The 23,613-nt window shown below is 72.9% G+C and carries 24 protein-coding genes; 9 read left to right on the top strand and 15 right to left on the bottom strand.

Annotated elements, in window-relative coordinates; all coding sequences use genetic code 11:
- Nucleotides 1–2 precede the first annotated feature (2 nt).
- From ABZW11_RS19590 to ABZW11_RS19550, 9 genes are read right to left on the bottom strand one after another with little or no spacing between them, the layout of a single operon-like run.
- Nucleotides 3–1,064, bottom strand: coding sequence for a C45 family peptidase (locus ABZW11_RS19590; RefSeq protein WP_355418911.1), 1,062 nt, complete (start codon nt 1,062–1,064; stop codon nt 3–5).
- Nucleotides 1,064–1,660, bottom strand: a complete 597-nt coding sequence (locus tag ABZW11_RS19585) for an FMN-binding negative transcriptional regulator (protein ID WP_355418909.1) — start codon at nt 1,658–1,660, stop codon at nt 1,064–1,066. The genes ABZW11_RS19590 and ABZW11_RS19585 overlap by 1 nt, the downstream gene beginning before the upstream one ends.
- A gap of 4 nt (nt 1,661–1,664) precedes the next feature.
- Complete coding sequence (locus ABZW11_RS19580) at nt 1,665–2,666, bottom strand: P1 family peptidase (protein ID WP_355418908.1); 1,002 nt, start codon at nt 2,664–2,666, stop codon at nt 1,665–1,667.
- Nucleotides 2,663–3,400 (bottom strand): ABC transporter ATP-binding protein, encoded by a 738-nt coding sequence (locus tag ABZW11_RS19575; RefSeq protein ID WP_355418906.1) that lies wholly within the window; start codon nt 3,398–3,400, stop codon nt 2,663–2,665. Before ABZW11_RS19575 ends, ABZW11_RS19580 begins: the two co-directional genes overlap by 4 nt.
- Nucleotides 3,397–4,353, bottom strand: coding sequence for an ABC transporter ATP-binding protein (locus ABZW11_RS19570; RefSeq protein WP_355418904.1), 957 nt, complete (start codon nt 4,351–4,353; stop codon nt 3,397–3,399). The genes ABZW11_RS19575 and ABZW11_RS19570 overlap by 4 nt, the downstream gene beginning before the upstream one ends.
- Nucleotides 4,350–5,168 carry an ABC transporter permease gene (locus tag ABZW11_RS19565; protein ID WP_355418902.1) on the bottom strand — a complete coding sequence of 273 codons (819 nt, stop codon included), beginning with the start codon at nt 5,166–5,168 and terminating at the stop codon, nt 4,350–4,352. The genes ABZW11_RS19570 and ABZW11_RS19565 overlap by 4 nt, the downstream gene beginning before the upstream one ends.
- Complete coding sequence (locus ABZW11_RS19560; RefSeq protein WP_355419103.1) at nt 5,165–6,136, bottom strand: ABC transporter permease; 972 nt, start codon at nt 6,134–6,136, stop codon at nt 5,165–5,167. The genes ABZW11_RS19565 and ABZW11_RS19560 overlap by 4 nt, the downstream gene beginning before the upstream one ends.
- A 2-nt stretch (nt 6,137–6,138) precedes the next feature.
- The gene (locus ABZW11_RS19555; RefSeq protein WP_355418900.1) at nt 6,139–7,761 is read right to left on the bottom strand and encodes an ABC transporter substrate-binding protein; all 1,623 of its coding nucleotides are present in this window, start codon (nt 7,759–7,761) and stop codon (nt 6,139–6,141) included.
- Between the two features lie 14 nt (nt 7,762–7,775).
- Nucleotides 7,776–9,671: a primary-amine oxidase gene (locus tag ABZW11_RS19550; RefSeq protein ID WP_355418898.1), complete on the bottom strand. Its 1,896-nt coding sequence runs from the start codon at nt 9,669–9,671 to the stop codon at nt 7,776–7,778.
- A gap of 156 nt (nt 9,672–9,827) precedes the next feature.
- On the opposite strand from ABZW11_RS19550, the gene ABZW11_RS19545 reads away from it, so the two are divergent.
- Entirely contained in the window at nt 9,828–10,805 is a 978-nt protein-coding gene (locus ABZW11_RS19545) for a LacI family DNA-binding transcriptional regulator (protein ID WP_355418896.1), read from the top strand.
- 218 nt (nt 10,806–11,023) lie between these two features.
- Here the strand turns inward: ABZW11_RS19545 and ABZW11_RS19540 are convergent, their stop codons facing one another.
- Nucleotides 11,024–11,689, bottom strand: coding sequence for a lytic polysaccharide monooxygenase (locus tag ABZW11_RS19540; RefSeq protein WP_355418894.1), 666 nt, complete (start codon nt 11,687–11,689; stop codon nt 11,024–11,026).
- Between the two features lie 287 nt (nt 11,690–11,976).
- On the opposite strand from ABZW11_RS19540, the gene ABZW11_RS19535 reads away from it, so the two are divergent.
- Nucleotides 11,977–12,564: a Uma2 family endonuclease gene (locus ABZW11_RS19535; protein ID WP_355418892.1), complete on the top strand. Its 588-nt coding sequence runs from the start codon at nt 11,977–11,979 to the stop codon at nt 12,562–12,564.
- Nucleotides 12,565–12,643: 79 nt separating this feature from the next.
- Here the strand turns inward: ABZW11_RS19535 and ABZW11_RS19530 are convergent, their stop codons facing one another.
- The 3 genes from ABZW11_RS19530 to ABZW11_RS19520 are packed head-to-tail and all read right to left on the bottom strand — an operon-like array spanning nt 12,644 to nt 15,581.
- On the bottom strand, nt 12,644–13,315 hold the full coding sequence (locus tag ABZW11_RS19530) for a response regulator (protein WP_355418890.1): 672 nt from the start codon (nt 13,313–13,315) through the stop codon (nt 12,644–12,646).
- The gene (locus tag ABZW11_RS19525; RefSeq protein ID WP_355418888.1) at nt 13,312–14,430 is read right to left on the bottom strand and encodes a hypothetical protein; all 1,119 of its coding nucleotides are present in this window, start codon (nt 14,428–14,430) and stop codon (nt 13,312–13,314) included. The genes ABZW11_RS19530 and ABZW11_RS19525 overlap by 4 nt, the downstream gene beginning before the upstream one ends.
- Nucleotides 14,427–15,581: an ATP-binding protein gene (locus ABZW11_RS19520; RefSeq protein WP_355418886.1), complete on the bottom strand. Its 1,155-nt coding sequence runs from the start codon at nt 15,579–15,581 to the stop codon at nt 14,427–14,429. Before ABZW11_RS19520 ends, ABZW11_RS19525 begins: the two co-directional genes overlap by 4 nt.
- 357 nt (nt 15,582–15,938) lie before the next feature.
- Between ABZW11_RS19520 and ABZW11_RS19515 the strand changes: the two genes are divergently transcribed.
- The 4 genes from ABZW11_RS19515 to ABZW11_RS19500 all read left to right on the top strand — a co-directional run bounded on the left by ABZW11_RS19515 (nt 15,939) and on the right by ABZW11_RS19500 (nt 19,603).
- Nucleotides 15,939–16,664 (top strand): SpoIIE family protein phosphatase, encoded by a 726-nt coding sequence (locus ABZW11_RS19515; protein WP_355418884.1) that lies wholly within the window; start codon nt 15,939–15,941, stop codon nt 16,662–16,664.
- Nucleotides 16,665–16,702: 38 nt separating this feature from the next.
- A complete protein-coding gene (locus ABZW11_RS19510) occupies nt 16,703–17,494 on the top strand; it encodes an SAM-dependent methyltransferase (RefSeq protein WP_355418882.1) in 792 nt (263 codons plus the stop codon).
- 7 nt (nt 17,495–17,501) lie between these two features.
- The gene (locus ABZW11_RS19505; protein WP_355418880.1) at nt 17,502–18,488 is read left to right on the top strand and encodes an endonuclease/exonuclease/phosphatase family protein; all 987 of its coding nucleotides are present in this window, start codon (nt 17,502–17,504) and stop codon (nt 18,486–18,488) included.
- Nucleotides 18,489–18,571: 83 nt separating this feature from the next.
- On the top strand, nt 18,572–19,603 hold the full coding sequence (locus ABZW11_RS19500; RefSeq protein ID WP_355418878.1) for a vanadium-dependent haloperoxidase: 1,032 nt from the start codon (nt 18,572–18,574) through the stop codon (nt 19,601–19,603).
- A gap of 69 nt (nt 19,604–19,672) precedes the next feature.
- Here ABZW11_RS19500 and ABZW11_RS19495 read toward each other — a convergent pair whose 3' ends face one another.
- Nucleotides 19,673–19,861 (bottom strand): hypothetical protein, encoded by a 189-nt coding sequence (locus ABZW11_RS19495; protein WP_355418876.1) that lies wholly within the window; start codon nt 19,859–19,861, stop codon nt 19,673–19,675.
- Between the two features lie 493 nt (nt 19,862–20,354).
- On the opposite strand from ABZW11_RS19495, the gene ABZW11_RS19490 reads away from it, so the two are divergent.
- The 3 genes from ABZW11_RS19490 to ABZW11_RS19480 are packed head-to-tail and all read left to right on the top strand — an operon-like array spanning nt 20,355 to nt 22,735.
- The gene (locus ABZW11_RS19490; RefSeq protein ID WP_355418874.1) at nt 20,355–21,329 is read left to right on the top strand and encodes a winged helix-turn-helix domain-containing protein; all 975 of its coding nucleotides are present in this window, start codon (nt 20,355–20,357) and stop codon (nt 21,327–21,329) included.
- 15 nt (nt 21,330–21,344) lie between these two features.
- Nucleotides 21,345–21,626 (top strand): hypothetical protein, encoded by a 282-nt coding sequence (locus ABZW11_RS19485; RefSeq protein WP_355418872.1) that lies wholly within the window; start codon nt 21,345–21,347, stop codon nt 21,624–21,626.
- Nucleotides 21,623–22,735: a transglycosylase SLT domain-containing protein gene (locus ABZW11_RS19480; RefSeq protein WP_355418870.1), complete on the top strand. Its 1,113-nt coding sequence runs from the start codon at nt 21,623–21,625 to the stop codon at nt 22,733–22,735. Before ABZW11_RS19485 ends, ABZW11_RS19480 begins: the two co-directional genes overlap by 4 nt.
- Before the next feature lie 44 nt (nt 22,736–22,779).
- Here ABZW11_RS19480 and ABZW11_RS19475 read toward each other — a convergent pair whose 3' ends face one another.
- Nucleotides 22,780–23,511 carry a type VII secretion protein EccB gene (locus ABZW11_RS19475; RefSeq protein WP_355418868.1) on the bottom strand — a complete coding sequence of 244 codons (732 nt, stop codon included), beginning with the start codon at nt 23,509–23,511 and terminating at the stop codon, nt 22,780–22,782.
- Nucleotides 23,512–23,613: the final 102 nt, after the last annotated feature.

The following is a 23,613-nucleotide window of genomic DNA, read 5'->3' as shown; positions in this document are numbered from 1 at the left end:
GCTCAGAACGTCTGCCAGGTCGCCTCGGTGACCTGGCAGGGCCCGCCCTGGTGCACCCGCAGCCGCCCGGCGGGCAGGTCGAGCCCGATCGTGGCGAGCGTCTCCCACCGCTGGTTGAGCGGCTGGGTGAGGTCGGGATGCGCGCAGACGGGGGCGGCGGGGGCGTGGCTGAGCATGGCGAGCGCCCGCGCGTTCTGACCTTCCTGGCTCAGCCCCTCGACGTGGCCGCTCAGGTGGCGGAACCGGTCGTAGGTGCCGGGCCGCTGGGTGGCGTGCCGCTCCCCCGCCGCGAGGTCCGCGTCCAGGAAGTGGTTGCAGTGCAGCAGGACGCCGTCGGGTCCCGGCGGGATGACGGCCACGCCGGCCGGGGAGATCTCGATGGATCCCGCGTCCGACTCCGTCACCACCGTGATGACGGTCGAGGCGGAGACCCGGGCCGAGCGGGCGATCCCGGCGGCCTCCTCGACGGTCGCCGCCTCGTCGAGGATGCGGCGGGCGATCAGGTGCACGGGCACGCCCAGGACGGCGCTGTCGGACTCGTGGCGCAGGATGTTGAAGTGCACGCCCAGCCCTGCGGTGCCGACCCCGATCTTGGCCAGCGCCCCTGCCTCGGTGAACGTGCGCACGACGTGCCCTGGGCGCGGCTCCAGCTCCCACAGGATGGGCGCGTCGCGCAGGTGGTCGTGCCAGTCCCAGGTCTGCACCGTACGCGGCGGGCCGCTCTCGGGCAGCACCACCGAGGTCGAGCACTCGCCGTGCCCGATCGCGTCGATGGCGGCCAGGATCTCCGTGCGCGCGTTGACGACGGCGACCTGCCACGGCTCCAGACCGGCGCCCGCGGCGATCCCGGCCATCTCCTCCGCCAGGTTCGGCGCCCAGTCGGCGCTGCGGTCAAGTGCCCGCTCGCCCCACGCGCGCACCTGCGCGTGGGTGGCGCCGGCCACGGCGAACAGGTCGATGTAGCCGGCGTAGTTGGCGGCGATGCGCTTGCGCAGGTGGGCGCCGAGTTCCTTGCCGCGGAGCCTGGGTTCGGTCTGGCTGGACGAAAAAGTAGGAAAAGTCATTATTTGTCCATCAAATCGGCGAGCCGCGGATTGTCGGCGGCGAAGTCGGCGCGGACGCGCTCGTACCGTTCGGCGTCGATGTCCTGGCTCAGCTTGAACATGGCCTGTACCGACCGTACGTGCACGCGGAAGGCCACTACCCCGGGCAGCAGCGCGCGGAACCTCTCCCGCGAGGCGGGCGTCGGCTCCCAGGACGGCTCGCGCAGCGACTCCGCGGCGGTCACCGTGCGCTCGACGACCTCCATCGCGTCGTCGAGCAGCTCCACCCGGCCGGTCACGTGCACCGCCGCGTAGTCCCAGGTCGGGACGGCCGGGTCGGTGCCGTAGACGGTGGGCGAGACGTAGCCGTGCGGCCCCGTGAAGACCACCAGCACCTCGGTGCCGGGGCCCCAGGAGCGCCAGTGCGGGTTGGCGCGGGCCAGGTGGCCGAGCAGCGTGCCGTCCTCCAGGGTGTCGCCCTCCAGGATGACGGGCACGTGGGTGGCCGTCGGAGCGCCGCCGCCGTCCGCGCTCACGACCAGCGCGAACGGGTTCCGCCTGACCAGCTCGGTCACCTGTGCCGGGTCATCGGCCTGGTAACGGGGAAAGACGTGCATCGCGTCACTCCGCCGCGCTCAGGACGGCGTCCCAGGCGAGCTCGGAGGCCAGCGTTCCGAGGCCGGTCGGCTTGATCCCGGTCAGCTCGACCTCGTCGGTCGTCATCGCGAACATGGTGTCGCCGTCCGTCAGCGTGTGGAACGGCTGGATCGCGCGGTGCATCGAGCTGTGGACCTGCCGTCCGACCTGCAGCAGCTCCACGTCCGACAGCTGCACGTTGGTCACCATCACGGTCAGCGTCGTGTTGCCCATCACCGGCGCGGCCCCCGACCCCACCAGCTCGGCGTAGTCGGCGCTCGGGTGGCGGCGGTCGCCCAGCTCGGCGTGGTAGTTGCCGCGCACCACCCGGCCCCCGCGGTCCACCACCGCGCCGACGGCGTTCACCACGGTCGCGACCAGCACCTTCGCCTCGCCGAACGTGCCGAACGCGGCCCCCTGGCCGGCGAACTCGGCCCGCCCGAAGTCCACCTTGCCGGCGCTCGCCGTGCGGCCCGCGCCGCACCTGCCCACCGGGAACGCGCACTCGACCGCGTTGCGCAGCGCGGCCCTGCCCAGCTCGGCGTCGGGGTAGACGGCGTTGTCGCGGCAGGAGAAGTCGTAGATCACCGCGCCCGACACGAGCTGCAGGTCGTCCCACCTCGTCCGGTTCTCGCGGCGGGCCAGCAGCTCGTCGCTCACGCCCGCCGCGGCGGCCAGGCCGTAGACCGAGCCGCCCGCCAGGCAGATGGCGTGGTTGAAGTCGTAGCCGCCGCTCATGCCGACCGCGCCGCCGCGGGCGTCCACCGCCGTACGCGCGCCCGCCGGCACGTGGATCACCGTGCAGCCGGTCGGGCCCTCGGCGTACTCGGCGGTGCCGACGTACACGCCGGGCAGGCCGAACGCCACCGAGCCGCGTCCTGGGCTGGGCTGCGGAGTCAGCGGCAGGTCGGCGTTGCGCGGCACGCCCGGCGCGAACGCGGACGGGGTCGCGGGACGGGGCTCGTACGCCGCCGGGCTTGCAGTCACAGGGCCTCCAGAAGTCGTTGCGAGTATGCGTGGGCCGGGGCCCGGTAGAAGGTGGCCGTGTCGGCTGTCTCGACGATCTCGCCCTTGCGCATGACCGCGATCCGGTCGGCGACGTAGCGGACCGCGCCGAGGTCGTGGGAGATGAACAGGGCGCTGAAGCCGTACTCGGCCTGCAGGTCCTTGATGAGGTTGAGTATCTGCACCTGGACGCTGACGTCGAGCGCGCTGACCGCCTCGTCGAAGACGATGAACGCGGGCCTGGTCACCAGAGCGCGGGCGATCGACACGCGCTGCCGCTGGCCGCCGGACAGCTCGTGCGGGTAGCGGTCGGCGAACCCGGCCTCCAGGCCGACCTGCTCCAGCATCTCGGCGACGGCGTCGCCGGCCGGGCGGCCCAGCACGTCCAGGGGCTCGGCGACGCTCCTGCCGACCCGCATGCGCGGGTTGAGCGACCAGTGCGGGTGCTGGAGCACGGCCTGCATGCGGCCGGCCAGCGCGCGCCGCCGCTTCGGGAACGGCTCGCCGCCGAACCGCACCGTCCCCGACGTGGGGCGCTGCAGGCCCAGCGCGACCCTGCTGGTGGTGGTCTTGCCCGAGCCTGACTCGCCGACCAGGCCGAGCGTCTCGCCCTCGGCCACGTGGAGCGAGACGTGCCGCATGGCGTCCAGGTGGATGCGGCGGAACGGCGGCCCGGCGGCGAAGGTGACGGTGACGTCGTCGAGTTCGAGTATCACGCCTTCACCTCGCTGAGAGCGGTCAGGCGGTCCTGGAGCTCGGCGGCCCGGTGGCACAGGACGTCCTGGGCGCGGATTCTGACCGGCGCCGGGCGCTCGTGCTCGCAGCGTCTCTCCGCGAACGCGCAGCGCGGCGCGAAGGCGCAGCCCGGGGAGGGGCCGGTGAGGACCGGCGGGCGGCCGGGCACGGGCTCAAGACGCACCCCGTGCGCGGCGGCGGCGGGCGCGGAGCCGGCCAGCGCCGCCGTGTAGGGGTGGGCGGGGTCGCCGAGCACCTCGCGGGCGGGGCCGCTCTCGACGACGCGGCCGCCGTACATGACGGCCACCCGGTCGCACCGGCGGGCCACGGCGGGCAGGTCGTGGCTGAGCCACAGGATGCTCGTGCCCGCCTCGGCGGCCAGCGCGAAGACCATGTCCGACACCTCCTCGCGTACCTGGCTGTCCAGCGCGGCGGTCGGCTCGTCGGCGACGAGCAGCTCCGGCGCGGTGGCCATGGCGATCGCGATCGCCACCCGCTGCGCCATGCCGCCGGAGAGCTGGTGCGGGTACGCGCGCACCACGCGCGGATCGTCCAGCTTCACCCGGCCCAGGTGGAAGTGCACGTCGCCACCCCGCCCGAGCACCAGCCTGAGCTGGGCCCCGACGCGCATCGTCGGGTCGAGCGAGCCGATCGGGTCCTGGAAGACGTACCCGAGCTGCCGCCGCCGCAGCGCCCGCAGCCGGGCGGGCGGCAGGCCGAAGACCGGCTCACCGGCCAGCAGCACCTCGCCGCCCGAGTGGCGGGCGGCGCCCGGCAGCAGCCGGCCCACGGCGGAGCCGAGCGTGGACTTGCCCGACCCGCTCTCGCCGACCAGGCCGACCTTCTCGCCCCGCGCCACCTCCAGGTCGGCCCCGTCGAGCGCACGCGTACGCGCGTAGTCGATCACCAGGTTCCGTACCGAGAGCAGGCTCATGTCAGTGACCTCGTCTCCCTGGGCTCGAAGCGGTCGCGCAGCCCGTCGCCCACCACGTTGATCGCCAGGATGGCCGCCACGAGCACGACGCCGGGGCCGAGGATCAGCCAGGGCGCGGCGATCATGTACGTGCCGCCCTGCTGGATGAGCACCCCCAGCGACGCCTGCGGGGGCTGCACCCCGAAGCCGAGGAAGCTCAGCCCGCCCTCGACCGCGATGCCGACCGACAGCGCGTACGTGCCCTGCACGGCGATCGTGCCGGCCACGTTCGGCAGCACGTGCCTGACCAGCACGCGCGGCAGCCGGGCGCCGCTGATGACGGCGGAGGTGACGTAGTCGCGCTGCGCGACGGCCACGGCGGAGGCGCGCACGAGCCTGGTCATCAGCGGGATCGTCACCAGCACGATGCTGGCCAGCGCCGCCGTCTGCCCTGGGCCGAGCACGGCGGCGACCAGGATGGCGAGCACGATGGCCGGGAAGGAGTAGAGCACCTCGACCAGCCGCATCACCAGCTCGTTCAGGTAGCCGCCGCGGTAGCCGGCGACGATGCCGAACGTCGCGCTGAGCGCCGCCGTCACCAGCACGGCGACCGACGACAGCAGCAGCGTGGTGCCGACGCCCTCCATGACGCGCGGCAGCAGCGAGCGGCCCAGGTTGTCGGTGCCCAGCCACCAGCCGGGCCCGGGCGGCTGCAGGCGGGGGCCGACGATGGCGTCCGGGTCTCCCCCGGCGCCGATCAGCGACCCGAGCGCGAACAGCACCAGGATCCCCAGGCAGGCCAGCCCGCCGGCGGACAGCCGGTCCAGCTTCCTCACGAGCTCCTCCCCGCGGTCACGCCGAGCCGGGGATCGATGGCCCCGACCAGCAGGTCGATCAGCGCGTTCATGACGATGAAGACCGCGGCGGCGAGCAGCACCCCGGCCTGCACGACCGCGTAGTCGCGGCGGCCGACGGCCTGCACCACGTAGGAGCCGATGCCCGGCAGGTTGAACACGTGCTCCACGATGAGCGCGCCGCCCAGCAGGTACGCGGTGGTCGTGCCGATGAGCGTGACCACGGGGGCGGCGGCGTTGCGCAGGATGTGGTGCCTGACGATGAACCACGGCGACTCGCCGCGCGCGACGGCGGCCGTCACGTACGGCTCGACCAGCACGCCCATCACCGCGTCGCGGGTGGTCCTGGCGGTGACCGAGACGGCGAACACCGACAGGACGGCCGCGGGCAGGATCATCGTGGCCAGGTTCGCGGCCGGATCCTCGGTGAGCGGCACCCAGGAGCCGATGCGCAGGCCGAGCGCGTACCGGGAGAAGACGAAGACGATCAGGCTGCCCAGCACGAACTCGGGCACGCTGACCCCTAGCCCGCTGAGCAGCCGCCCCGCCGCGCCGCCGCGCCCGTCGGGGCGGGCGCGTACGGCGGTCAGCACGCCGAGCGGCACCCCGGCGAGCACGCTCGCGGCCACCGCGAGCACGGTCAGCTCGGCCGTCACCGGCAGCCTGGCCAGCAGCTCGGCGCCCACCGGCTGGCGGCTGATCATGGAGAAGCCGAAGTCGCCGCCCGTGACGGCGGCCAGCCAGTGGCCGTACTGGAAGAAGACCGGCTGGTCGAGCCCGTAACGCGCGGCCAGCTCCGCCTTCTGCTCCGGGGTGGCGAACGGCCCGAGCACGGTCTCGGCGAAGCCGCCCGGCATCAGCCGCACGGCGGCGAAGATCAGCACGGAGACGCCCAGGAGCGTGGCGGCCGAGCTGAGCGCCCGGCCGGTCCACCACATCAGCAGCCGCATGGTCACTGCGACTTCTTCACGCGGGCGTCGGCGACCAGGCGCAGCACGTTGCCGTAGCCCTCGGTGGCGTACAGGCTGGGGCTGAGCGCGTCGGTCCGGTAGGCGACCGTTGCAGGGCGGGTGACCAGCGGGATCATCTGGGCGTCCGCGTCGGCCCCGGCGCACACCGCGCTCAGCGCCTTGTCCCTTTCCGGCCCCGCGGGTACGCGGCCCGCCGCGTCGATGAGCGTGTTGAGCTCCTTGTCCGGCTTCATGAAGCCGACGTTGAAGCCGGCCTGCTCGGGGTTCCACCACTTGGTGACCATGCCGGCGTCGGCGTATCCGGCGAACCACGACAGCGCGGCGTCGAAGTCGGCGGGCGCCTTGCCGTAGACCTTGCCCGACCAGCTCGCCTCGTCCATCTGCTCGATCTTGACGGTGATGCCGGCCTGCTGCAGGTTCTGCTGGATGACCTGCGCGACGGCCGGGGCCGGCTCGGTGGAGTAGATGCTGAGCGTGAACGACAGGTCCTGCGCGCCCGCCTCGGCGAGCAGCCGCTTGGCGTCGTCCACGCTCTTGCCGGCCGACGGGAGCGCGGCCGGGTCGCACGCGCCGGGCAGCCCGGCCGGCGTGATCGCGGTCGGCTTGCCCTTGCCGCCGAGCGCCACGCTCGCGATCTGCTCCGGGTCGAGCGCGATGGCGACGGCCTCGCGCACCTTCGGGTCGGCCAGCTTGGAGCCCGGCTTGAGCGTGTTGAGCATCAGGTAGTAGAAGTCGGTGGTCGCCTGGGTGACGACCTTGACGTCGCGCGCCCCGGCCAGCATCGAGGCCGAGTCGACGTTGCCCAGCGTGGCCAGGGCGGCGCTGCCGTTCTGCAGGCCCGCGATGCGCGCCGCCTCCTCGGGGGCGATCGTGATCGTCAGCGTGTCGGCGGCCGGCCTGCCCTCGCCCCAGTAGGCGTCGTTGCGCTCGAACGTCCACGACACGTCCTGGCGGTGGTCCCGCACCACGTACGGGCCGGTGCCGAGCAGCGTCGTCGCCGGGTCCACCGTGCCCGCGTCGATCTCCTTCATCGGCAGCACCGCGGCCGGCACGTTCGCCAGCGCCGCCAGGAACGGCGTGTACGGCTCGCTCAGCGCGACCTTGACCGTGCCGTCCTCGCCCTCGGTGACCGACTCGACCGGGCCGAGCTGGCCGCGCCACACCGACTTCGAGGCCAGCAGCCGCTTCAGGCTGCCCACCACGTCGGCGGCCGTCATCTCCCTGCCGTTGGAGAACTTGACGCCCTTGCGCAGGTGGAAGACGTACGTCTGGTCGTCGGGCGTCTCCCACTTCTCGGCCAGCAGCGGCTGGATCGCGAAGTCGGGGCCGACCGTCACGAGCGTCTCGTAGGACAGCGAGAGCAGTTGCCAGGTGGTGGCGACGTCGGCGAGCTGGGGGTCGTAGCCGGTGGCGGCGCCGCTGTCGATGTGCACCTGGACGTTGAGCGCGCCACCCGTGGGCAGTGCGGTGTCGGCGACGGCGAGGAAACCGGGGGCGGCGCTCTCCTGGGCGTTCTCCTGGGGGGCGGTGGTCGTACCGGTGGCGGCGCAGGCGGAAGCCAGCAGGGCGGCCGCGACACCGCAGGCCAGGCGTATGGGACGCATGGGCCTCTACTCCTCTAGTGGCAGGAATGTTCGGCGGCGCTCGGCGGGACGTCGAGCGTGGGGTTGCGGTCGAAGAACCCGACCGGCTTGAGGACGAACCCGCACGTGTCGACCGGCATGATCGGCCAGTCCTCGGTACGGGGGAAGTGCGTCAGGCCGAACGTGTGCCACAGCACGATGTCCTGCCCGTCGATGTCGCGGTCGGCCCTGGTGTAGGCGGGCAGGCCCGCGCCGCCGGGATGCTGGTTGACCAGGTCTCCGGCGGGATAGCGCTCCGCGGGGTGGTAGCGGGTGACCCACAGGTGGCTCGTGGCGAACTCGGCCCTGCGGTGGATGCTGGAGCCGGGTGCGGCCATCAGCGTCGGCCTCCCCTCGGCGTGCAGGGCGTAGCCGACCGGGCGGCCGAGCCGGTTGCGCACCTCCGGGTTGACGACGTGCCAGGTGCGCTCGGCCTTGAGGTCGGCGTCGCGGCGGGCCTCGCGCTCGGTGCGCAGCCGGGTGACCTCGCGGCCGAACGCGTTGCCGTACGGGCTGTCCAGCCGGACCGCCTCCACCTCGTCCACCGCGTTGGCGACGCCGTCCACCGTCATGTCCAGCCGGGCGCTGAACAGGTGCTGGTGGTAGGGGGCGGCGAGGCCGGGCGCGACCTCCGACGCGTAAGGGGCGGCGCGGTCGTCATAGGCGCCGGTGAAGACGATGCCGGTGGCCTTGACCTCCAGCTCGATCGTGCCGTCCAGGTAGAGGTACCAGTAAAAGCCGTAGTCGTAGTTGCCCACCGTCACGAAGAACGAGATCACCAGGCGGCGCTGCCTGCGGGTCTCGCGCGAGCCGTTGGCCGGGTCGGTGTGCTTCCACAGCACGCCGTAGTCCTCCTCGTGCATGCAGATCGCGTTCGTGATCACCTTCGGGACGCCGGCGCCGTCCGTCACCACCGCGTCGAAGTAAGTGATCTCGCCCAGGCAGTCGCAGCCGAGTTCGAGGGAGTTGGCGAGCTTGCCGAGCTGGTACTCGCCGGTGTCGAAGTAGTTCTGCCAGAAGCGGATCGGGCTCGGGTCGCCGTACGGGACCACCATCTCGGCCACCGACGCCCGGTAGACGATCGGGCGGGTGCGGCCGTCGTCGTCGAAGCCGATCTGGTGCAGCGTGAGGCCCTCGCGCATGTCGTAGCCGAGGCGCAGGCTCCACTTCTCCCAGGTCACCAGGGGGCCGTCCACGGTGAAGCTGGGGCCGTCCGGCTGGGTGATGTGGATGGGCTTCTGGGTGGTGCGGTGGGGGCCGTGGCCGTAGTCGCCGGACTCCTGCGGGACGGGCTGGGGGCCGGTGTCCACGATCTCCAGGATCTCGCCCTTGACCAGGTCCACGTACGCGACCAGGCCGTCCACCGGGTGCGCCCACGGCAGGCTGTCCGGCGTGGGCATGACGTGGGCCAGCACCCTGGCGACCCGGCGGCCCTCCTCCTTCGCCAGGCCGTAGTGGCCCGCGCTGAGCGCCGCCACGTACACGCCCGCCGGGTCGATGCCGCGCGCGGCCAGCGCCTTCGCCCAGCCGGCGTCCTCCTTGAGCACCCGCCTGACCAGGGCGTGCTCCTCGTCCAGCATCGGCACCTGGCCGTCGGTGAGCGGGTCGATGGGGGTGCGCGCGGCGACCTTGCCGGCGGTGACGTCCACGATGACGTCCTGGCTCGTCTCGGTGGCGAGGTCGAGCAGGAACGCGCGGGCGCGGCGCCCGGCGGGGTCGCCCGGCCGGTAGGCGAGCACGTCCTCCTTGGGCGGCTCCTCCAGCCCGAGGTAGGCCACCCGGACGGTGTCGGTGAGCAGGCCCTCCTCCCTCAGGATCCGCCTGACCTCGTCGATCTCCCGCGCGGCGAGAGGGTCGAGGGGATGAGGGTGGGAGCCGGTGGACAGGTGCAACGTTCGCCCCTTCCTGGATGCCGGAACGTTCCGGCAACGTGCGGGCCAACTTAATTGCGCGGGGCGGGCGGTGACAAGACCTGGAGTCCAGGCGAAACAGATCGTTTACCGGACGGGCCGGGAAGGAGCAGGCTTACGGACAGCTACGATCAGGGCGTGCACGCAGACGAGCCGGTCACGATCCTCACCGTCGCCAGGGAGGCGGGGGTGTCCAAGACGACTGCGTCCGACGCGCTGCGCGGCTCTGGGCGGGTGTCCGAGCGCACCAGGGAGCAGGTGGCGCGGGTCGCCGAGCGCCTCGGCTACGTCCCCAACGGCTCGGCCCGCCACCTGCGCAAGGCCAGCACCGGCACCATCGGCCTGCACGTGCCCGAGGTGCTGACCAGGTCGTCCTACTACATGTCGTTCGTGTTCGGGGTGGTCGAGCAGGCCGCCCGCCACGACTACGACGTCACGCTGATCACCTCGGGCCAGCGCCGCGCCCGCCCGCCGCGCGTCGACGGGCTCGTGCTCGGCGACCCGCTCTCGGGCGATCCCGTGGTGGAGAGCCTGATGGCGACCGGCCTGCCCACCGTCTCCTGCGAACGCTTCCCCGGCGACCGCCAGCCCGACGGCGTCGTCTGGTCCGAACACGCCGTGATGCTCGGCCGCCTGCTCGACCATGTGCGCGACGCCGGATCGACCCGGCCCGGCCTCGTCGTGGCCGGCGACGAGAGCGACTGGGCCGCCAGCCTGCACCGCGGCTACCTCGCCTGGTGCACCGCCAAAAGGGTGGAGCCACTGGTGCGGCGGGTCTCCTTCGACGCGAACGGCGACGAGGTCAGAGCCGCCGCCCGCGCGTTGCTGGCGACGCCCATGGACGCCTTGATCTGCGCCCCCGCCGGCGCGGCCACGGAGGTGGCGCCGCTGCTGCACGCCTCGGGCACCGGCGTCCTCCTGGCCTCCTGCGTCGACAGCGCCGCCACCCGCCTCGCCGACCCACCCATCACCGCCATCGACCTCCGCCCGAAGGAGGCGGGCGCAAGCTGCGCCGAGCTACTGTTCGAGCTGCTCTCGGGCACCGCAGAGCCGGGCACGGAACGCGTTCACCCCATAGCCCTGGCCATCCGCGCCTCCACCACTCCCCGCCCATAGCGGCAGGCCGGCCTCACGCCGTCACGGACGCGCCCGGCTCGCGGACGGTGCCGGGGCGATCCGACCCCGAAAGGGCAGCAGGCCCTCGCCGCCTCCCCTGCGGAGGGAGGCGGCGAGGGGCCTTCCCGGCCGGCCGGGGTTCGGTCGTGGGATGCCGGTCCTCGACCGTGACGGGGGAAGTGCCTGGGTGGCGTTTCCTCGGCCGGAGGCTCTCCCGCTCAGCTGAAGGTGACGTCGCTGCAGAAGTAGTACGTCTGGTCCATGTGGGAGGCCTTCCAGATCGTGTAGACGATGTGGCGGCCGGTGCGGGAGCCCTTGTTGAGTCCGGTGATCGTGTACTCGCCGCCGGGGGCGTACCTGGGGGTCTCTCTGATCAGTTCCAGGTGGTTCCAGCCGAGGGGCGTGGTCGTGGCGTCGTAGCCCTGCCTGGTGATGTAGACCCTGATGTAGTCGGCGCCGTGGTGGGCCTGGTCGGTCAGCCGGATGCCGAACGTGCCGCCGAGGCTCGTCGTCTTCCACGCGCCCGGCGTGTCCATCGAGCGGTAGCGGCCGTCCTGGGTGCGGCCGGCGCTGCAGAGCTGGCCGTTGGGCACGGCGGCCTGGTGGTTGCCACCGACGTTGTCACGGTAGAGGCCGTTCCAGTTCCACATGGCGTTGGTGTTGTCCTGCCACGCCTGCCAGCACATCGGGTCCTGCTGCGCCATGGCGGGGTTCTGGAAGTCGCTGCCCCAGCGCAGCCAGCAGCCGTAGTTGCGGGAGGCCGGGTCGACGACGGAACCGTGCGCCGATGCGGTGCCGGTCAGCGGCACGAGCAGGATCATCGCGATGGAGAAGAGCAGGACCAGGGCGCGCGGCGCCCTGCGGCGGTGCGGTGCTTGGGGCATGTGCGGTCTCCGTGTTCCGGTCGGGGGGTTGCCGGTGATGAGGAGCGCTCCTGGTGGGGGGACGGTATCTGACGGCCGTGGTCCGGCCAAGTGATGCCCGCTGTCAGCTCCGCGGAGGGTGGTCCCGCGTGGGGGTTGAGCTGCGGAAAGGGCTTTCCCGATATCGCTCAGAGACTTGAAACTTTCAAGAGGGCGAGCTGTAACGGCGCCAAAACTAAGAGTGATGAAATACGGGTAAGTAGCATGTGGCCGAGGGCGAGAATCTCGATACTGAGTGGGTGACCGCAATGGCAACGATCGAGCCGGCCGGGACTGAGCGAACCGTTCTCCCCGGCAAGCCGCCGTTCACTGTCGACGACCTGCTCGGCTTCCCTGACGATGGGAACCGCTACGAGCTTCTTAACGGGAGCCTACTGGTGAGTCCAGCCTCTACGCCCCTGCACCAGCGCATCATCTACCGCCTGCAGCGGTTGCTCGATGATGCGGCACCGCCCGGGCTGGAACCACTGGCGACCGTCAATCTGCGGGTGACCGACAGCACCTTCTACATCCCCGACCTGGTCGTGGTCCGCGCGGAAGCGGCTAGCAATGTGGAGTTGATGTTCGCGCCCCGTCACCTGCTCCTCGCTGTGGAGGTGGGCAGCCCGAGCACCACCACCCATGATCAAAGCATCAAACCCTTCGCGTACGCCCGGGCAGGCATCCCTCACTACTGGCGCATCGAGCCCGACGAAGGACCTGCTCTCTACACCTACCGGCTCGACGGCGACGGATATGGCGAGCCCGCCATTCACAAGGCAGGCACGGTCGCTCACCTGACGGCGCCCTTCCCGCTCGCCTTCGATCCCGTCGTGCTCAGCGCCGAGCACCGCTGAACCCTCCGGCGCAGGAGATGTGCCTGGACCCCGGGTCTGCCGGCCCCCTCCTGCCGGGAGTGGCCGGGGTCCAGGGTTCTCATCCCTCTTCCCGTGAGGTCCTCGCGGCCAGGGAGGTGTAGACGGTGACCTCGTCCGGCCGGACCAGGCCGTCCTGGATGGCGCAGATGAGGAGTTTCTCCTTGGTGGGTGCGGGGCGGCCGGCGGCGGCGTACTTGACGCGGGCGCGGTCGATGTACTGCCGCACCGTACGTTCCTTGATCCCCATGCGGGCCGCCACCGACGCCTTCGACATCGACTGGAACCAGTAGAGCAGCGCCATCCGCTCCTTGTCGGACAGCTGCGGACGGTGCGGGCCCTCGTCGGTGGCGATGGCCTGGGCCATGGGAGGCGTGACGCTGGGCCGGTCGGCGGCGACCTCCATGATGGTCTCCAGGCACGACTCGCGGGTGGCGCGGCCCTTCCCGATGAAGGCCGAGGCGCCGGCGTCGAGCGCGGCCCGGACGATCTCCGGCTCCTCGTGCTCGGAGAAGACGATCACGCGCTGCCCGCCCGCGCATAACCCGGCGATGCGGTCCATGACCATCGTGCCGTTGAGGTTGAGGTCGAGCAGCAGCACGTCGGCGGCGACGCCGCGGACCGACTCGATGGTGGGCCCCTGGGCGACGAGCGTGACGGGACCAGGCGGGCCGAACCACGACCGTACGCCGTCCACCACCACTTGGTGGTCCTCCACCAGCGCGACGGTCACGGGCCCTCCCAGATGCTGTTGACCCACACCTCACCTCCCTGCCGCTGGTAGCTGACGACGACCCCGCTGGCCTCGCGTACGGGACTGGGGCTGACGGGCAGGTCCTCGTTGTCGGCGACGACGGCGACGCTGACCATCGTGGACATGGCCGACACCGTCACCCTGGCCCGCGACCTGGCGCCGTCGAGCGCGCGGACGGGCGCCCTGAGCAGGTCCTCGCGGACGCCGTCCGGCAGCTCGGGCAGCCGTTCGCCGAAGGGCGGCGCGGTGACGAGGACCTGGCGGCGCTCGGCGGCGTCGATGCGCTCGCGCAGCACGGACACCAGCTCGTCGGGCACGTCCTCGCGTTCGGTGATGAGGCGGCGCAGCCGGGCGGCGCCGGCGGTGCAGTCCTCGCGGACGCGCGGGTCGCCGGGGTCGGCGCCGTCGGCGAGCTGGTGGAGCAGGGTCTCGGCGACGTCGCGGATCGCCTCGTAGCGGCGCAGCCGGTCGGTGTGGATGCGCTGGGCGGACTCGCGCCAGGCGTCGTCGGCGGCGAGCCTGCGGGCCAGCAGCACGGTCTCCTCGGCGCGGGCGCGCAGCATGTGACAGCCGGCCATGTAGCCGAGCTGCATGGTGACGCCGCCGGCGATGACGACGAGGTATTTGGCGATGGAGACGCGGTCGAGCGAGCCGGAGAGCGCCATGGCGAGGAGCATGATGCCGGCGTTGGCGCTCAGGAAGGCGATCATCTCGGCCTTCCAGCGGGGCCGGTTCCAGCTCAGCATGACGGCGAGCCAGCCGACCGAGCCCCAGCCCCAGTCGCTGATGCCGAGCAGCTCGCCGGGGCGGCAGGCGAGGATGACGGCGACGTCCACGGCGAGCGCGGCGACGGCGAGCTCGCGGATGCGCGCGGGGCCTCTGGAGGTACGCGCCAGGGCGAGCGCGCCGATCACCAGGATCACGGAGTAGACGACCCAGGCCACGAGCACGACGATCGGCCAGCGGAAGGAGCTCCAGCCGGTGAGGGTCACCGTGAGGTCGTAGCCGAGGTGCCAGACGGCGGCGATGACGACCGCGCCGAGCGCGGTGTAGCGGGCGTAGCGCTGGGCTACCTGCTCGATCTCCTCGGTCATGGCCGCCACCACAGGCTGACGCGGGTGCCGCGGTCGCCGGAGGTGATGGCGGCGCCGCCGTTCGGCAGGGAGCGCATGGTGTCGAGGATGGAGCCGCGGACGCCGAACCGGTCGGGCGGCAGGCGGTGCTGGTCGAAGCCGCGCCCGTGGTCGGCCACCTCGACCCTGATCGTGCCGTCGCGCCGGCCGCAGACCAGCTCGGCCTCGCGGACGCCGGCGTGCAGCGCGACGTTGGCGAGCGCCTCGGTGACGGCGCGGGCGAAGCGCTCGGCGACCTCGCCAGGGACGGTCTCGGGGATGAGATCGCGGCGTACCTGGAGGCCGTCGGCGCGTCCGGCGACCTCGTCGAGCAGCGCGTCGAGCGCGATGGGCGCGGAGTCCGCGGTCGGCTGGTCGCGCAGCTTCTCCAGCGCGGTGAGGTCGGTGCCGACCTGGGCGCGCAGGGTGGCGGACGGCTTGTCGTACGTGCCGAGCCCGACCATGGTGAGCGTGTGCAGCGCGGTCTCGTGGATGCTGCTGACCTGGCGCAGCTCGTCCTCGCGGCGCAGGCGTTCGACGATGAGGGCGATCTCGGCCTGGGCGCTCTGCCGCAGGAAGGCGTCGGCGGAGGCGGCCGAGCGGCGCAGCAGCGCCATCAGCAGCACGATGGCGAGCAGCTGCACGATGTTGACCCCGAAAGGGCCTGTCACGTCGTGCGTGGGCGAGGCGATGCGGACGCCGGCCGCGAACGACACGGCCACCGCGAGCCCGGCGGGCACGGCCAGACGAGGACGCCATTGGGCGCCGGCCAGGACGATGGTCATCGTGACCAGCCCCGAGACGAAGCTCGACCCGGTGTTGAGCGCCTCGGGCGGCACCAGGTGGACCTGGGCCAGGCAGAGCACGGCGGTGGCGGCCACATCACCGGCCACCAGCCAGTGCGGCAGCGGCAGCGCGCGCAGGAAGACCCGCAGGTGCAGCGCGGTCCAGGCCAGGTGGACGAGCAGCATCGGCACGAGCCAGCCGAGCGAGACCGGAGGTACGGCGCCGAACAGCGCGGCGACCACCGCCACCGACCCGACCGCGCCGCGTGCGCCGGAGGCCGTGCGGGCGACCGCCTTCTCCAGCTGCCTGGTGGCCGAGTCGTATCTCGTGGAGCCGGAGTGAGCCATGAGCCGTCCGCACGCGAGATGGGCACAAGACGGGACTCACGATAACGCAGGGAATGATGCTCCATAAGGCGTCAAATCCTGTTGTCACCAGGGTTTCCGGCCTTGTCAAGATCCTGCCCGCTCCCGGCGGGGTCGCCGGGTACGCGGTGGGCTCGCGCGTGCTGGCTGGCATGTGTGTGTCATCCTCGTCACCGGGGGTGGCCGCGGTGTGCTGCGTGGTGTCGGCCCTCACCCCGAAATCTGTCCCCGCCCGGACGTCACGACATGACGGTCGATCGGCCGTCAGTTGCCGCGCGCGTAAAAGGCGTTCACTGGGACCGGTGTGCCGCGGTGATCGCGGCAGGGGGAGGGGACCTCATGACGGTTTTCGTGATCACGTTCCTGCTGGGCTGCCTCTCGGTGATGACGGTCAGGGGCAGGCAGGGCAACTGGCCGGCGGGGATGCCGGGGTCGCGGTCGCGGCTGGTGGCGGTGGGCGGCACGTACGAGGGCGGGCAGGCGAGCCCGTCCGACGCGTACGTCGTGCAGGAGCGGATGATCGCCGCTGCCCGCGGCATGGGCGGCGGGGCGCACGCGGCGGCGGCGCTGACCGTCGGCACGGTGGTGGCGGCCCGGCCGCAGCACGGCGGCGTGCAGGAGGAGGACCTGGACGAGTGCGCGCAGGCGGCGCACCGCGCGGTGCGGGCGCCGGGCGACGGCCTGGCCAGCGCCCTGGACCTGGTGGTGCTCGACCGTACGGAGACGCCGCGGCTGCGCTTCTTGCACGCCGGCGGCGGCACGATCTGGCACTGCCCGAAGGGCGGGCAGGCGCGGCTGCTGACGACCCCCGCGTACGGCGAGTGCCGTGTCGGCCTGCCTGGCCCGTTCGGCCCGCAGGTGGGTACGGTGGCGCTGCGGCCGGGCGACCGGGTGGCGATCGCGAGCGAGGGGGCGCTCGACGCGCTGGGGGCGGAGCGGCTGAAGGTGCTGTTCGCGGCGGGCGCGTCGCCGGCCTCCTGCCTGGACCGCATCTACGACGAGATGGCCGCCCAGGAGCCCAAGGACGACGCCACGGTGATCATCGCGGAGTTCGTGACGGCGTGAACGCCGGGAAGGCCGGGTATGCCCGTAAGATCGTCCATGTGAGCGCACCACACGGCATCAATCCGAACATCCCTCACTCCGCCCGGGTCTACGACTACTGGCTCGGCGGCAAGGACAACTTCGAGGCCGATCGCCGGGTGGCCGAGCAGACGATGGCCGCGGTGCCGGGCATCCGCGAGAGCGCCAGGAACAACCGGGCCTTCCTCGGCCGGGCCGTGCGCCACCTCAGCCGGCTCGGTGTCCGGCAGTTCCTCGACCTCGGCACGGGCATCCCCAGCCAGGGCAACACGCACGAGGTCGCGCAGGCGGAGGCGCCCGAGTCGCGGGTGGTCTACGTCGACAACGACCCCATCGTGATGGCGCACGCCAGGGCGCTGCTGACCAGCACGGCCGAGGGCCGCACGGCCTACATCGAGGCCGACGTCCGCAAGCCCCGCACGATCCTGGAGCACCCCGACACGCTGGCCACGCTCGACTTCACCCAGCCGGTCGCGCTCGTCATGGTGGCGATCCTCATGCACATCTCCGACGCCGACGACCCTGAGGGCCTGGTCAAGGCGTACGCGCAGGCGCTGCCGGCGGGCAGCTACCTGGTGCTGAGCCACCTGACGCTCGACCTGATCGACAAGCGGACGGCCGACGACTACGTGGCCGCCACGAGTTCGCAGGCCATGCACAGGACGCCGCGCACCGGCGAGCAGATCTCCCGCTACTTCGACGGGTTCGACCTGCTGGAGCCCGGGCTGGTGGCGGTGTCGAAGTGGCGCGAGACGCCGCTCTTCCCCGACGAGCCGGCCTGGATGTACGCCGGGGTCGGCCGCAAGCGCTGACGACGACGTGAGTACGACGGTCACCGCCGAGCAGCCCGCGGCCGACGAGCTGCCGGTGCGGCGGCGGCGCCGCAGGTGGATGTCGTGGACGGCGGCCGTGCTGCTGGCGTTGTGGGCGCTCGTCCGGACCTTCGGGTGGGAGCGCGGCTCGTTCGAGGCGCAGCTCATGACCGTCACCCCGTACGGCGTGGTGCTGGCGGCGCTGACCTCGGCCGTGGCGCTGCTGCGCCGCAACCGGTGGGCGGCGCTGGTGGCCGGGCTGGCGTGCGTGACGATGATCGCCCTGGTGGCGCCGCGTACGGTGGCCGCCGAGCAGCCGCCCGCCAAGGGCGCGACGCTGCGGGTGCTGTCGATCAACCTGTTCGGCCGGGCGGACGCCGCCGCCGTGGTGGACGCCGTCCGCCGCTACGACGTGGACGTCTTCAGCGCCCCCGAGCTGACCCACGCCGAGGCGGACCGGCTCGACGCGGCGGGGCTGCGCGGGCTTCTGCCGTACCGGGTGTTGCAGGCGGAGGCCGACGTGAGCGGCAGCGGCATCTACGCCCGGCATCCGGTCACGGAGCTGACCGGCCTGTTCACGCCGATCGGCCACAACATGCCGGCCGCCGCCCTGACGCTGCCCGGCGGCAGCCGGGTGGAGTTCGTCTCCGTGCATCCCAACCCGCCGCTGGGCCGCAAGGAGCAGGAGTGGAAGGCGTCCCTGCGCGCCCTGCCCGGCCCCTCGCCGTCGGTGGTGCGGGTGCTGGCCGGCGACTTCAACGCCGGCCTGGACCACCGCCCCTTCCGCGAGCTGCTGGCCAGGGGGTACGTGGACGCCGCCGACCAGCTCGGCCAGGGGCTCACGCCCACGTGGCCGAACTTCCGGCCGATGCCCCCGATCATCGCCATCGACCACGTGGTGGCGGACCGGCGGGTGGCGGTGCGCGACTTCGAGGTGCTGGATGTTCCCGGGACCGACCATCGCGGCGTGTTCGCCGAGCTGCAGCTGCCCTGAGCCGTTCCGGGGTAGGGCGATGTCACCCCGAAGATGGCTCGAATACCCCCGCCCACGCCGAGACCGGGCGGCACGGGCCCAGCGTGGTGGTGCGCTGGAACCAGGCGCTGCTGCAGGCCGTGCGCACCGGCACACTCGGCCCGCCCATGGTGGCGCGGGCGCTGGCCGTCGCGCACACCTGCGCCTACGACGCCTGGGCCGCCTACGACCCCGTCGCCGTGGGCACCCGGCTGGGCGGCTCCCTGCGGCGTCCCCCGGCCGAGCGCACCACCGCCGCCAAGACCGAGGCCATCAGCTACGCCGCGCACCTCGCCGCCGTCGATCTGTACCCGGGGCAGCGGGCCGTGTTCGACGCGCTCATGGCCGACCTCGGCTTCGACCCGGCAGACTCGTCGAGCCGCCCCGCCCGTACGGGGCTGGCCGCCTGCCAGGCGGTGCTCGACCACCGGCACGCCGACGGCTCCAACCAGGCCGGCGGCTACGCCGACACCAGCGGCTACGCGCCCGTCAAGTCCGACGGCCCCAGCAGCGAGACGCCGCCAGGACACTGGTGCCTGTTCGCCCAGCAGGTCTCCGCGCGCGACCGGCTCGGGCTCGACCAGGACGTCAAGCTCTTCTTCGCGCTGGCCAACTCCGTCATGGACGCCGGCATCGCCTCGTGGGAGGTCAAGCGCGACCGCGACTCGGCCCGGCCGATCACCGCGATCCGCTTCCTGTACCAGGGGCAGCGCATCCCGACGTGGGGCGGGCGGACCGTCGACGGGGCGTCGTGGGTGCCGTACCAGCCGCCGACGTTCCCGACGCCGCCGTTCGGCGAGTACGTGTCGGGGCACAGCACGTTCAGCGCGGCGGCGGCCGAGGTGCTCAAGCGGTTCACCGGGAGCGACGCGTTCGGCGGGCTGGCGGTCGTCGCCGCCGGGTCGTCGCCGGTGGAGCCGGGGGTGACGCCCGCCAGTGACGTGACGCTGCGCTGGAGCACGTTCAGCGCCGCCGCCGAGGAGGCCGGCCTGTCGCGCCGGTACGGCGGCATCCACTTCAAGGCCGGCGACCTCGAGGGCCGGGCACTCGGCAGGGCCGTCGGCACGGCGGCCTGGGAGCGCGCGAAGGCGTACTGAACCGGGCGCCACTGACAGCGGAGCGCCCGCTCCCCCTGGTGGGAGCGGGCGCCGTCGTGCTGCGGAAGGTCAGGCCGCGCTCTCCTCGGCCACTCGGGGGAGCACGTCGAGGTCGTACGCCCCCGACTTGACGGCCGCGGTGAACGCCTCCCAGTCGCGGCGAGGTACTTCCAGGACCACGTCCGGGTGATCCACGTGGATGACCTCCACGTGGTCGTTGATGCGCTTCGCCGCGACGCGGCCGGCGTCTTGTGTCATCTGCAGCACTCCTCTCGGTGCGATGCGGGCTCCGCCCCGGCCGCCCGTTCGCAGGAGGACCGGGGCGGTTGCCGGAAGCCTTCCATCCCGGCGGGGCCCGCTGCCACCAGCCTGCCGGGTGGCGGTGGAAAAAGGCATCACGCGGTGGTCGGTCTTTTGGTCTCGGTGCAAGAAACGCGTTCCGCCGGTGCGTCTGCAGTGCGGGGAGGCGCCCGCAGCCTACGGGACGTATGCCGCAACGGGGGTTGTAAGCCACTTTTAAGGCAGGAGTTAGCGAGGGGGCGTAGTTTCGCGCAGCGAATAAGCCGCCTTTGCGAGAGAGCACCCGATGAAGATCATTTGACCACCGGCCGGACGCCGCCGAAACGAGCGGCACTTAGTCCCGTGAATCGCCCGCTTTATTGATGTTTCGAGCTTCGTTGAAGCATTCCTCCGGCGATGTCTTCCCTGTCTACAGTTCCTACCTGTGGGGGCCCAAGTAACAAGGACCAATGTGCGGAGTGAGCTGATCATCGGCTCCGCACCGCAGCTCTCCATCTCGATCTCGACCAGCCTCACCGCACTCGCCATGATCACCGACGCGCTCGCCGGCCGCCGCCGCGGCCTGCCCGAGCTGTGGCGGCGGGCGGTCGGCGCGCGGGTCGGCCCGCTCGGCCACGAGGCCGTACGTCCCCTGTCCGCTCCCGGGACCACGCTCGCGCCCGACATCCTGGTGCCGCGCTCCCCCGCCGGCGGCGACGTCTCCGTGCAGGCCCAGATCACCGCCCTGCAGGACCTGCCGCCCGACGCCCTGGTCAAGGACCTGGAGCGCACGTACGGGCCCGGCGCGCCGCCCCCGCACTGGCGCGCGGCCGTCGACCGTCCGGGCCACTGGCTGCGCGGGTACGCCAGCGCCCTGGCCGACGTCTGGAACGCCACGGAACCCCTGTGGAAGCGGGCCCGCCCGCTGCTGGACAGGGAGGTCGAGCGGGTCGGTGTGACGACCGTGCGCGGCGGGCCTGAACTGCTGCTCGGCGCGATCAGTGACCGCATGGTGTACGGCGAGCGCGGGCTGGTCGTGCCCGATGTGGGCGTCGGCGCGTACGAGCTGGGCGACCGGCGGATCGTCCTGGTGCCGATGCTGGCCGGACGGGACGCGCTCATCATCGGCCTGGACGACCCCGACGCCGTCTGGATCGCCTACCCGGTGCCCGGGGCGGACTCTCTGTGGCGGCGGCCCGTCGCGCCCGCGGTGGACGAGCTGTCCGCGCTGGTCGGGCCGGTCCGCGCCGACCTGCTCTGCGCGCTGGACCAGCCCATGACCATGTCCATGCTGGCGACCGACATGAAGATCGCGCCCAGCGGGCTGACGTACCACTGCGACCGGCTGCGCGCCGGACGGCTGATCACGAGGGAGCGCCGGGGGCGCGAGGTCTGGATCGCCCGCACCCACCGGGCCGAGGAGCTGCTGGAGCTGTTCCGGCGCTGAGGAAGGAGGGAGCCGATGGCGCTCACGTTCCACCGCGAGGCGCTGGAGGGCTGCGGCGCGGCGGCGAAGTCGGCCTCGGGGGCCTTCTCCGGCCTGATCGGCGCGGCCGTCCCCGGGGCGGCGGCCTTCGGCGCCGTCTCCGGCTCGGAGGCGTTCGCGACGGCGACCGCCGGCCTGCGCGGCGCCGCCGAGCGGGCGAGCAGGACGCTGGGCAGCCGCCTGGAGGCGGTGGACCGCACCCTGGACGCCGTCGACCGCACCTACACCGCCGCCGACGCCCAGGCGGTCAGAAGGTGAGCGGGCTCGACGAGGTCAGGTCGGTGCCGGGCGGGGCTGAGCTGGCCGGGCTGGCGGAGCGGCTCATCGGAGATCCGGGGGCTGTCGCCGCGGCGGCCGGTGCGTGGCGGGCGGCGGCGAGCACGGCGCGGCAGCACACCGGTGCGCTGGTCACCGCCGCCGGCGACGTGCGGACGGCCTGGCAGGGCGGCAGCGCCGAGGCGTTCGCCGGCTACATGAGCACGCTGACGGGCGCCGGTGACCGGGTGGCGCAGGCGCTGGAGGAGGCCGCCGGTCACCTGGACTCGGCCGCCGAGACGCTGCGCGCCGCCGAGTCGCAGGCGCTTGAGGTCTGCCAGGGGTACGCCTCCGCCGTACGGGAGCTGCGCGCCGCCACCCCGCCGCCCACGGACGAGGAGCTGGCACGGAGCGCGGCCCCCGCGCTGAACGAGGCCCGCGGCATCCTGCAGCGGCTGGTCACCGAGACCGGCTCCACGCTGTCGAGCCTGGCGGGCAAGGTCACCGCCGCCACCGCGGGGATCCCCGACGTGGCCGCGACCGTGCCGGAGCCGGACGCCCAGCCCTTCGCGCCCCGCGCCGGGCAGCCGCTCGGCTGGTCGCCGGCGCCGCGCGGCGATGGAGGCGGCACCTCCCTCGCCGGGCACGGCACCGGCGCAGGCGGGCACGGCGGCACCACGGGCGGCACCACGGGCGGCTTCGGCGGCTACGGCCCGAGCGGCCCGCCACCGCCCGGCGGCGGCCCCGCGCCCCAGGGCCAGGTGGCCGGCTGGATCAACCAGGCCATCGAGATCCTCAAGGCGCACGGCTACCCGGCCGACAAGATGCGCCCGAACGACATCTATATGATCATCAAGCACGAGTCTGGCGGGAACCCCCACGCCATCAACAACTGGGACTCCAACGCCGCCAAGGGCACCCCGTCGAAGGGGCTCATGCAGACGATCGACCCGACCTTCCAGCGCCACAAGCTGCCCGGCCACGATGACATCTACAACCCGGTGGACAACATCATCGCCGGCGTCCGCTACGCCATCGCCCGCTACGGCTCGGTCTCGAACGTCCCCGGCGTCGTCGGCATGAAGACCGGCACCGGCTACCGCGGCTACTGACCCACGGGGCCGCTGGGGGCAGCGGGGGCGGCGAGCCGCGGTGGCTACTGGGGGTCTTCGAGGGCCGGCCTGGCGGCGCGGGCCGGGTCCAGGACCGGGCCCTCCGGGATGAGCTGGAGCAGGTTCAGGGGCACCGGGGTGGCCTGCGTGGTGGCGTAGCCGAGCTTGCTCAGCGCCTCCTTGCCCGGCACGGCGTAGCGGCGGCCCTCCTGGGTGATCAGGTAGTAGGAGCGCACGGCCCCGAGCTGGCCGTCGCCGGGCAGCACGCCCGCCAGCACGGCGCGGCCTGGCGGGAGGCGGACGAGGTCGGTGGCGTCGCCGCGCGGCGCGGGGAGCCGGGCGCCGGTGGTGAGGCGGACGCGGGTGGAGCCGGTGGCCGTCTCCGCGTAGACCACGCAGAGCTGGCGGGCGGGGTCGTACGCCGTCATCTCCGGCATCGCGGCGGGCAGCCCGTCGGCGGGCAGGGCGGTGCGGGAGCGGGGCGCGGCGTTGGCGGTGGCGGCGTCCACGGGGATCTCCCTGACCGCGCCGCCCCCGTACGCGGCCCTGCTGGCCGGGTCGCTGAGCAGCAGCGCCGCCTGGGCCTGGGTGATGGGGGCGAGGCCGTCGCCGAGCTGGACGTACCAGCGGGCCTGGCCGCCCGCGACGGCGCCCGCGCGGAACACCTGCCCCACGGCGGCGGCCTTCCCGCCGGGCCCGGTGACCGGCCGGCCGCGCCCACTGATCGCGGGGGCGGCCAGGTCGGGGCCTTCGGGCAGCGCGTTCAGCCAGGTCACCGGGACGGGTGCGTGCGCTCGAACGCCTCCTTCACCGACCCCGACGCCCCGACCTCGCGCAGCATGACGGTCAGGAAGTCGCGGGTCTGGCCGATGGCGGCC

The sequence above is a fragment of the Nonomuraea sp. NPDC004580 genome (genome assembly GCF_040609855.1).
GTDB classification, from domain to species: Bacteria; Actinomycetota; Actinomycetes; order Streptosporangiales; family Streptosporangiaceae; genus Nonomuraea; species Nonomuraea salmonea.
This window is presented reverse-complemented; position numbering and strand designations above follow the sequence as displayed.

Coding starts and splice junctions, on each gene's coding strand:
- ABZW11_RS19590 (WP_355418911.1), bottom strand. CDS start 1,064: ATGACTTTTCCTACTTTTTCGTCCAGCCAGACCGAACCCAGGCTCCGC.
- ABZW11_RS19585 (WP_355418909.1), bottom strand. CDS start 1,660: ATGCACGTCTTTCCCCGTTACCAGGCCGATGACCCGGCACAGGTGACC.
- ABZW11_RS19570 (WP_355418904.1), bottom strand. CDS start 4,353: ATGAGCCTGCTCTCGGTACGGAACCTGGTGATCGACTACGCGCGTACG.
- ABZW11_RS19560 (WP_355419103.1), bottom strand. CDS start 6,136: ATGCGGCTGCTGATGTGGTGGACCGGCCGGGCGCTCAGCTCGGCCGCC.
- ABZW11_RS19555 (WP_355418900.1), bottom strand. CDS start 7,761: ATGCGTCCCATACGCCTGGCCTGCGGTGTCGCGGCCGCCCTGCTGGCT.
- ABZW11_RS19540 (WP_355418894.1), bottom strand. CDS start 11,689: ATGCCCCAAGCACCGCACCGCCGCAGGGCGCCGCGCGCCCTGGTCCTG.
- ABZW11_RS19535 (WP_355418892.1), top strand. CDS start 11,977: ATGGCAACGATCGAGCCGGCCGGGACTGAGCGAACCGTTCTCCCCGGC.
- ABZW11_RS19525 (WP_355418888.1), bottom strand. CDS start 14,430: ATGACCGAGGAGATCGAGCAGGTAGCCCAGCGCTACGCCCGCTACACC.
- ABZW11_RS19520 (WP_355418886.1), bottom strand. CDS start 15,581: ATGGCTCACTCCGGCTCCACGAGATACGACTCGGCCACCAGGCAGCTG.
- ABZW11_RS19515 (WP_355418884.1), top strand. CDS start 15,939: ATGACGGTTTTCGTGATCACGTTCCTGCTGGGCTGCCTCTCGGTGATG.
- ABZW11_RS19495 (WP_355418876.1), bottom strand. CDS start 19,861: ATGACACAAGACGCCGGCCGCGTCGCGGCGAAGCGCATCAACGACCAC.
- ABZW11_RS19485 (WP_355418872.1), top strand. CDS start 21,345: ATGGCGCTCACGTTCCACCGCGAGGCGCTGGAGGGCTGCGGCGCGGCG.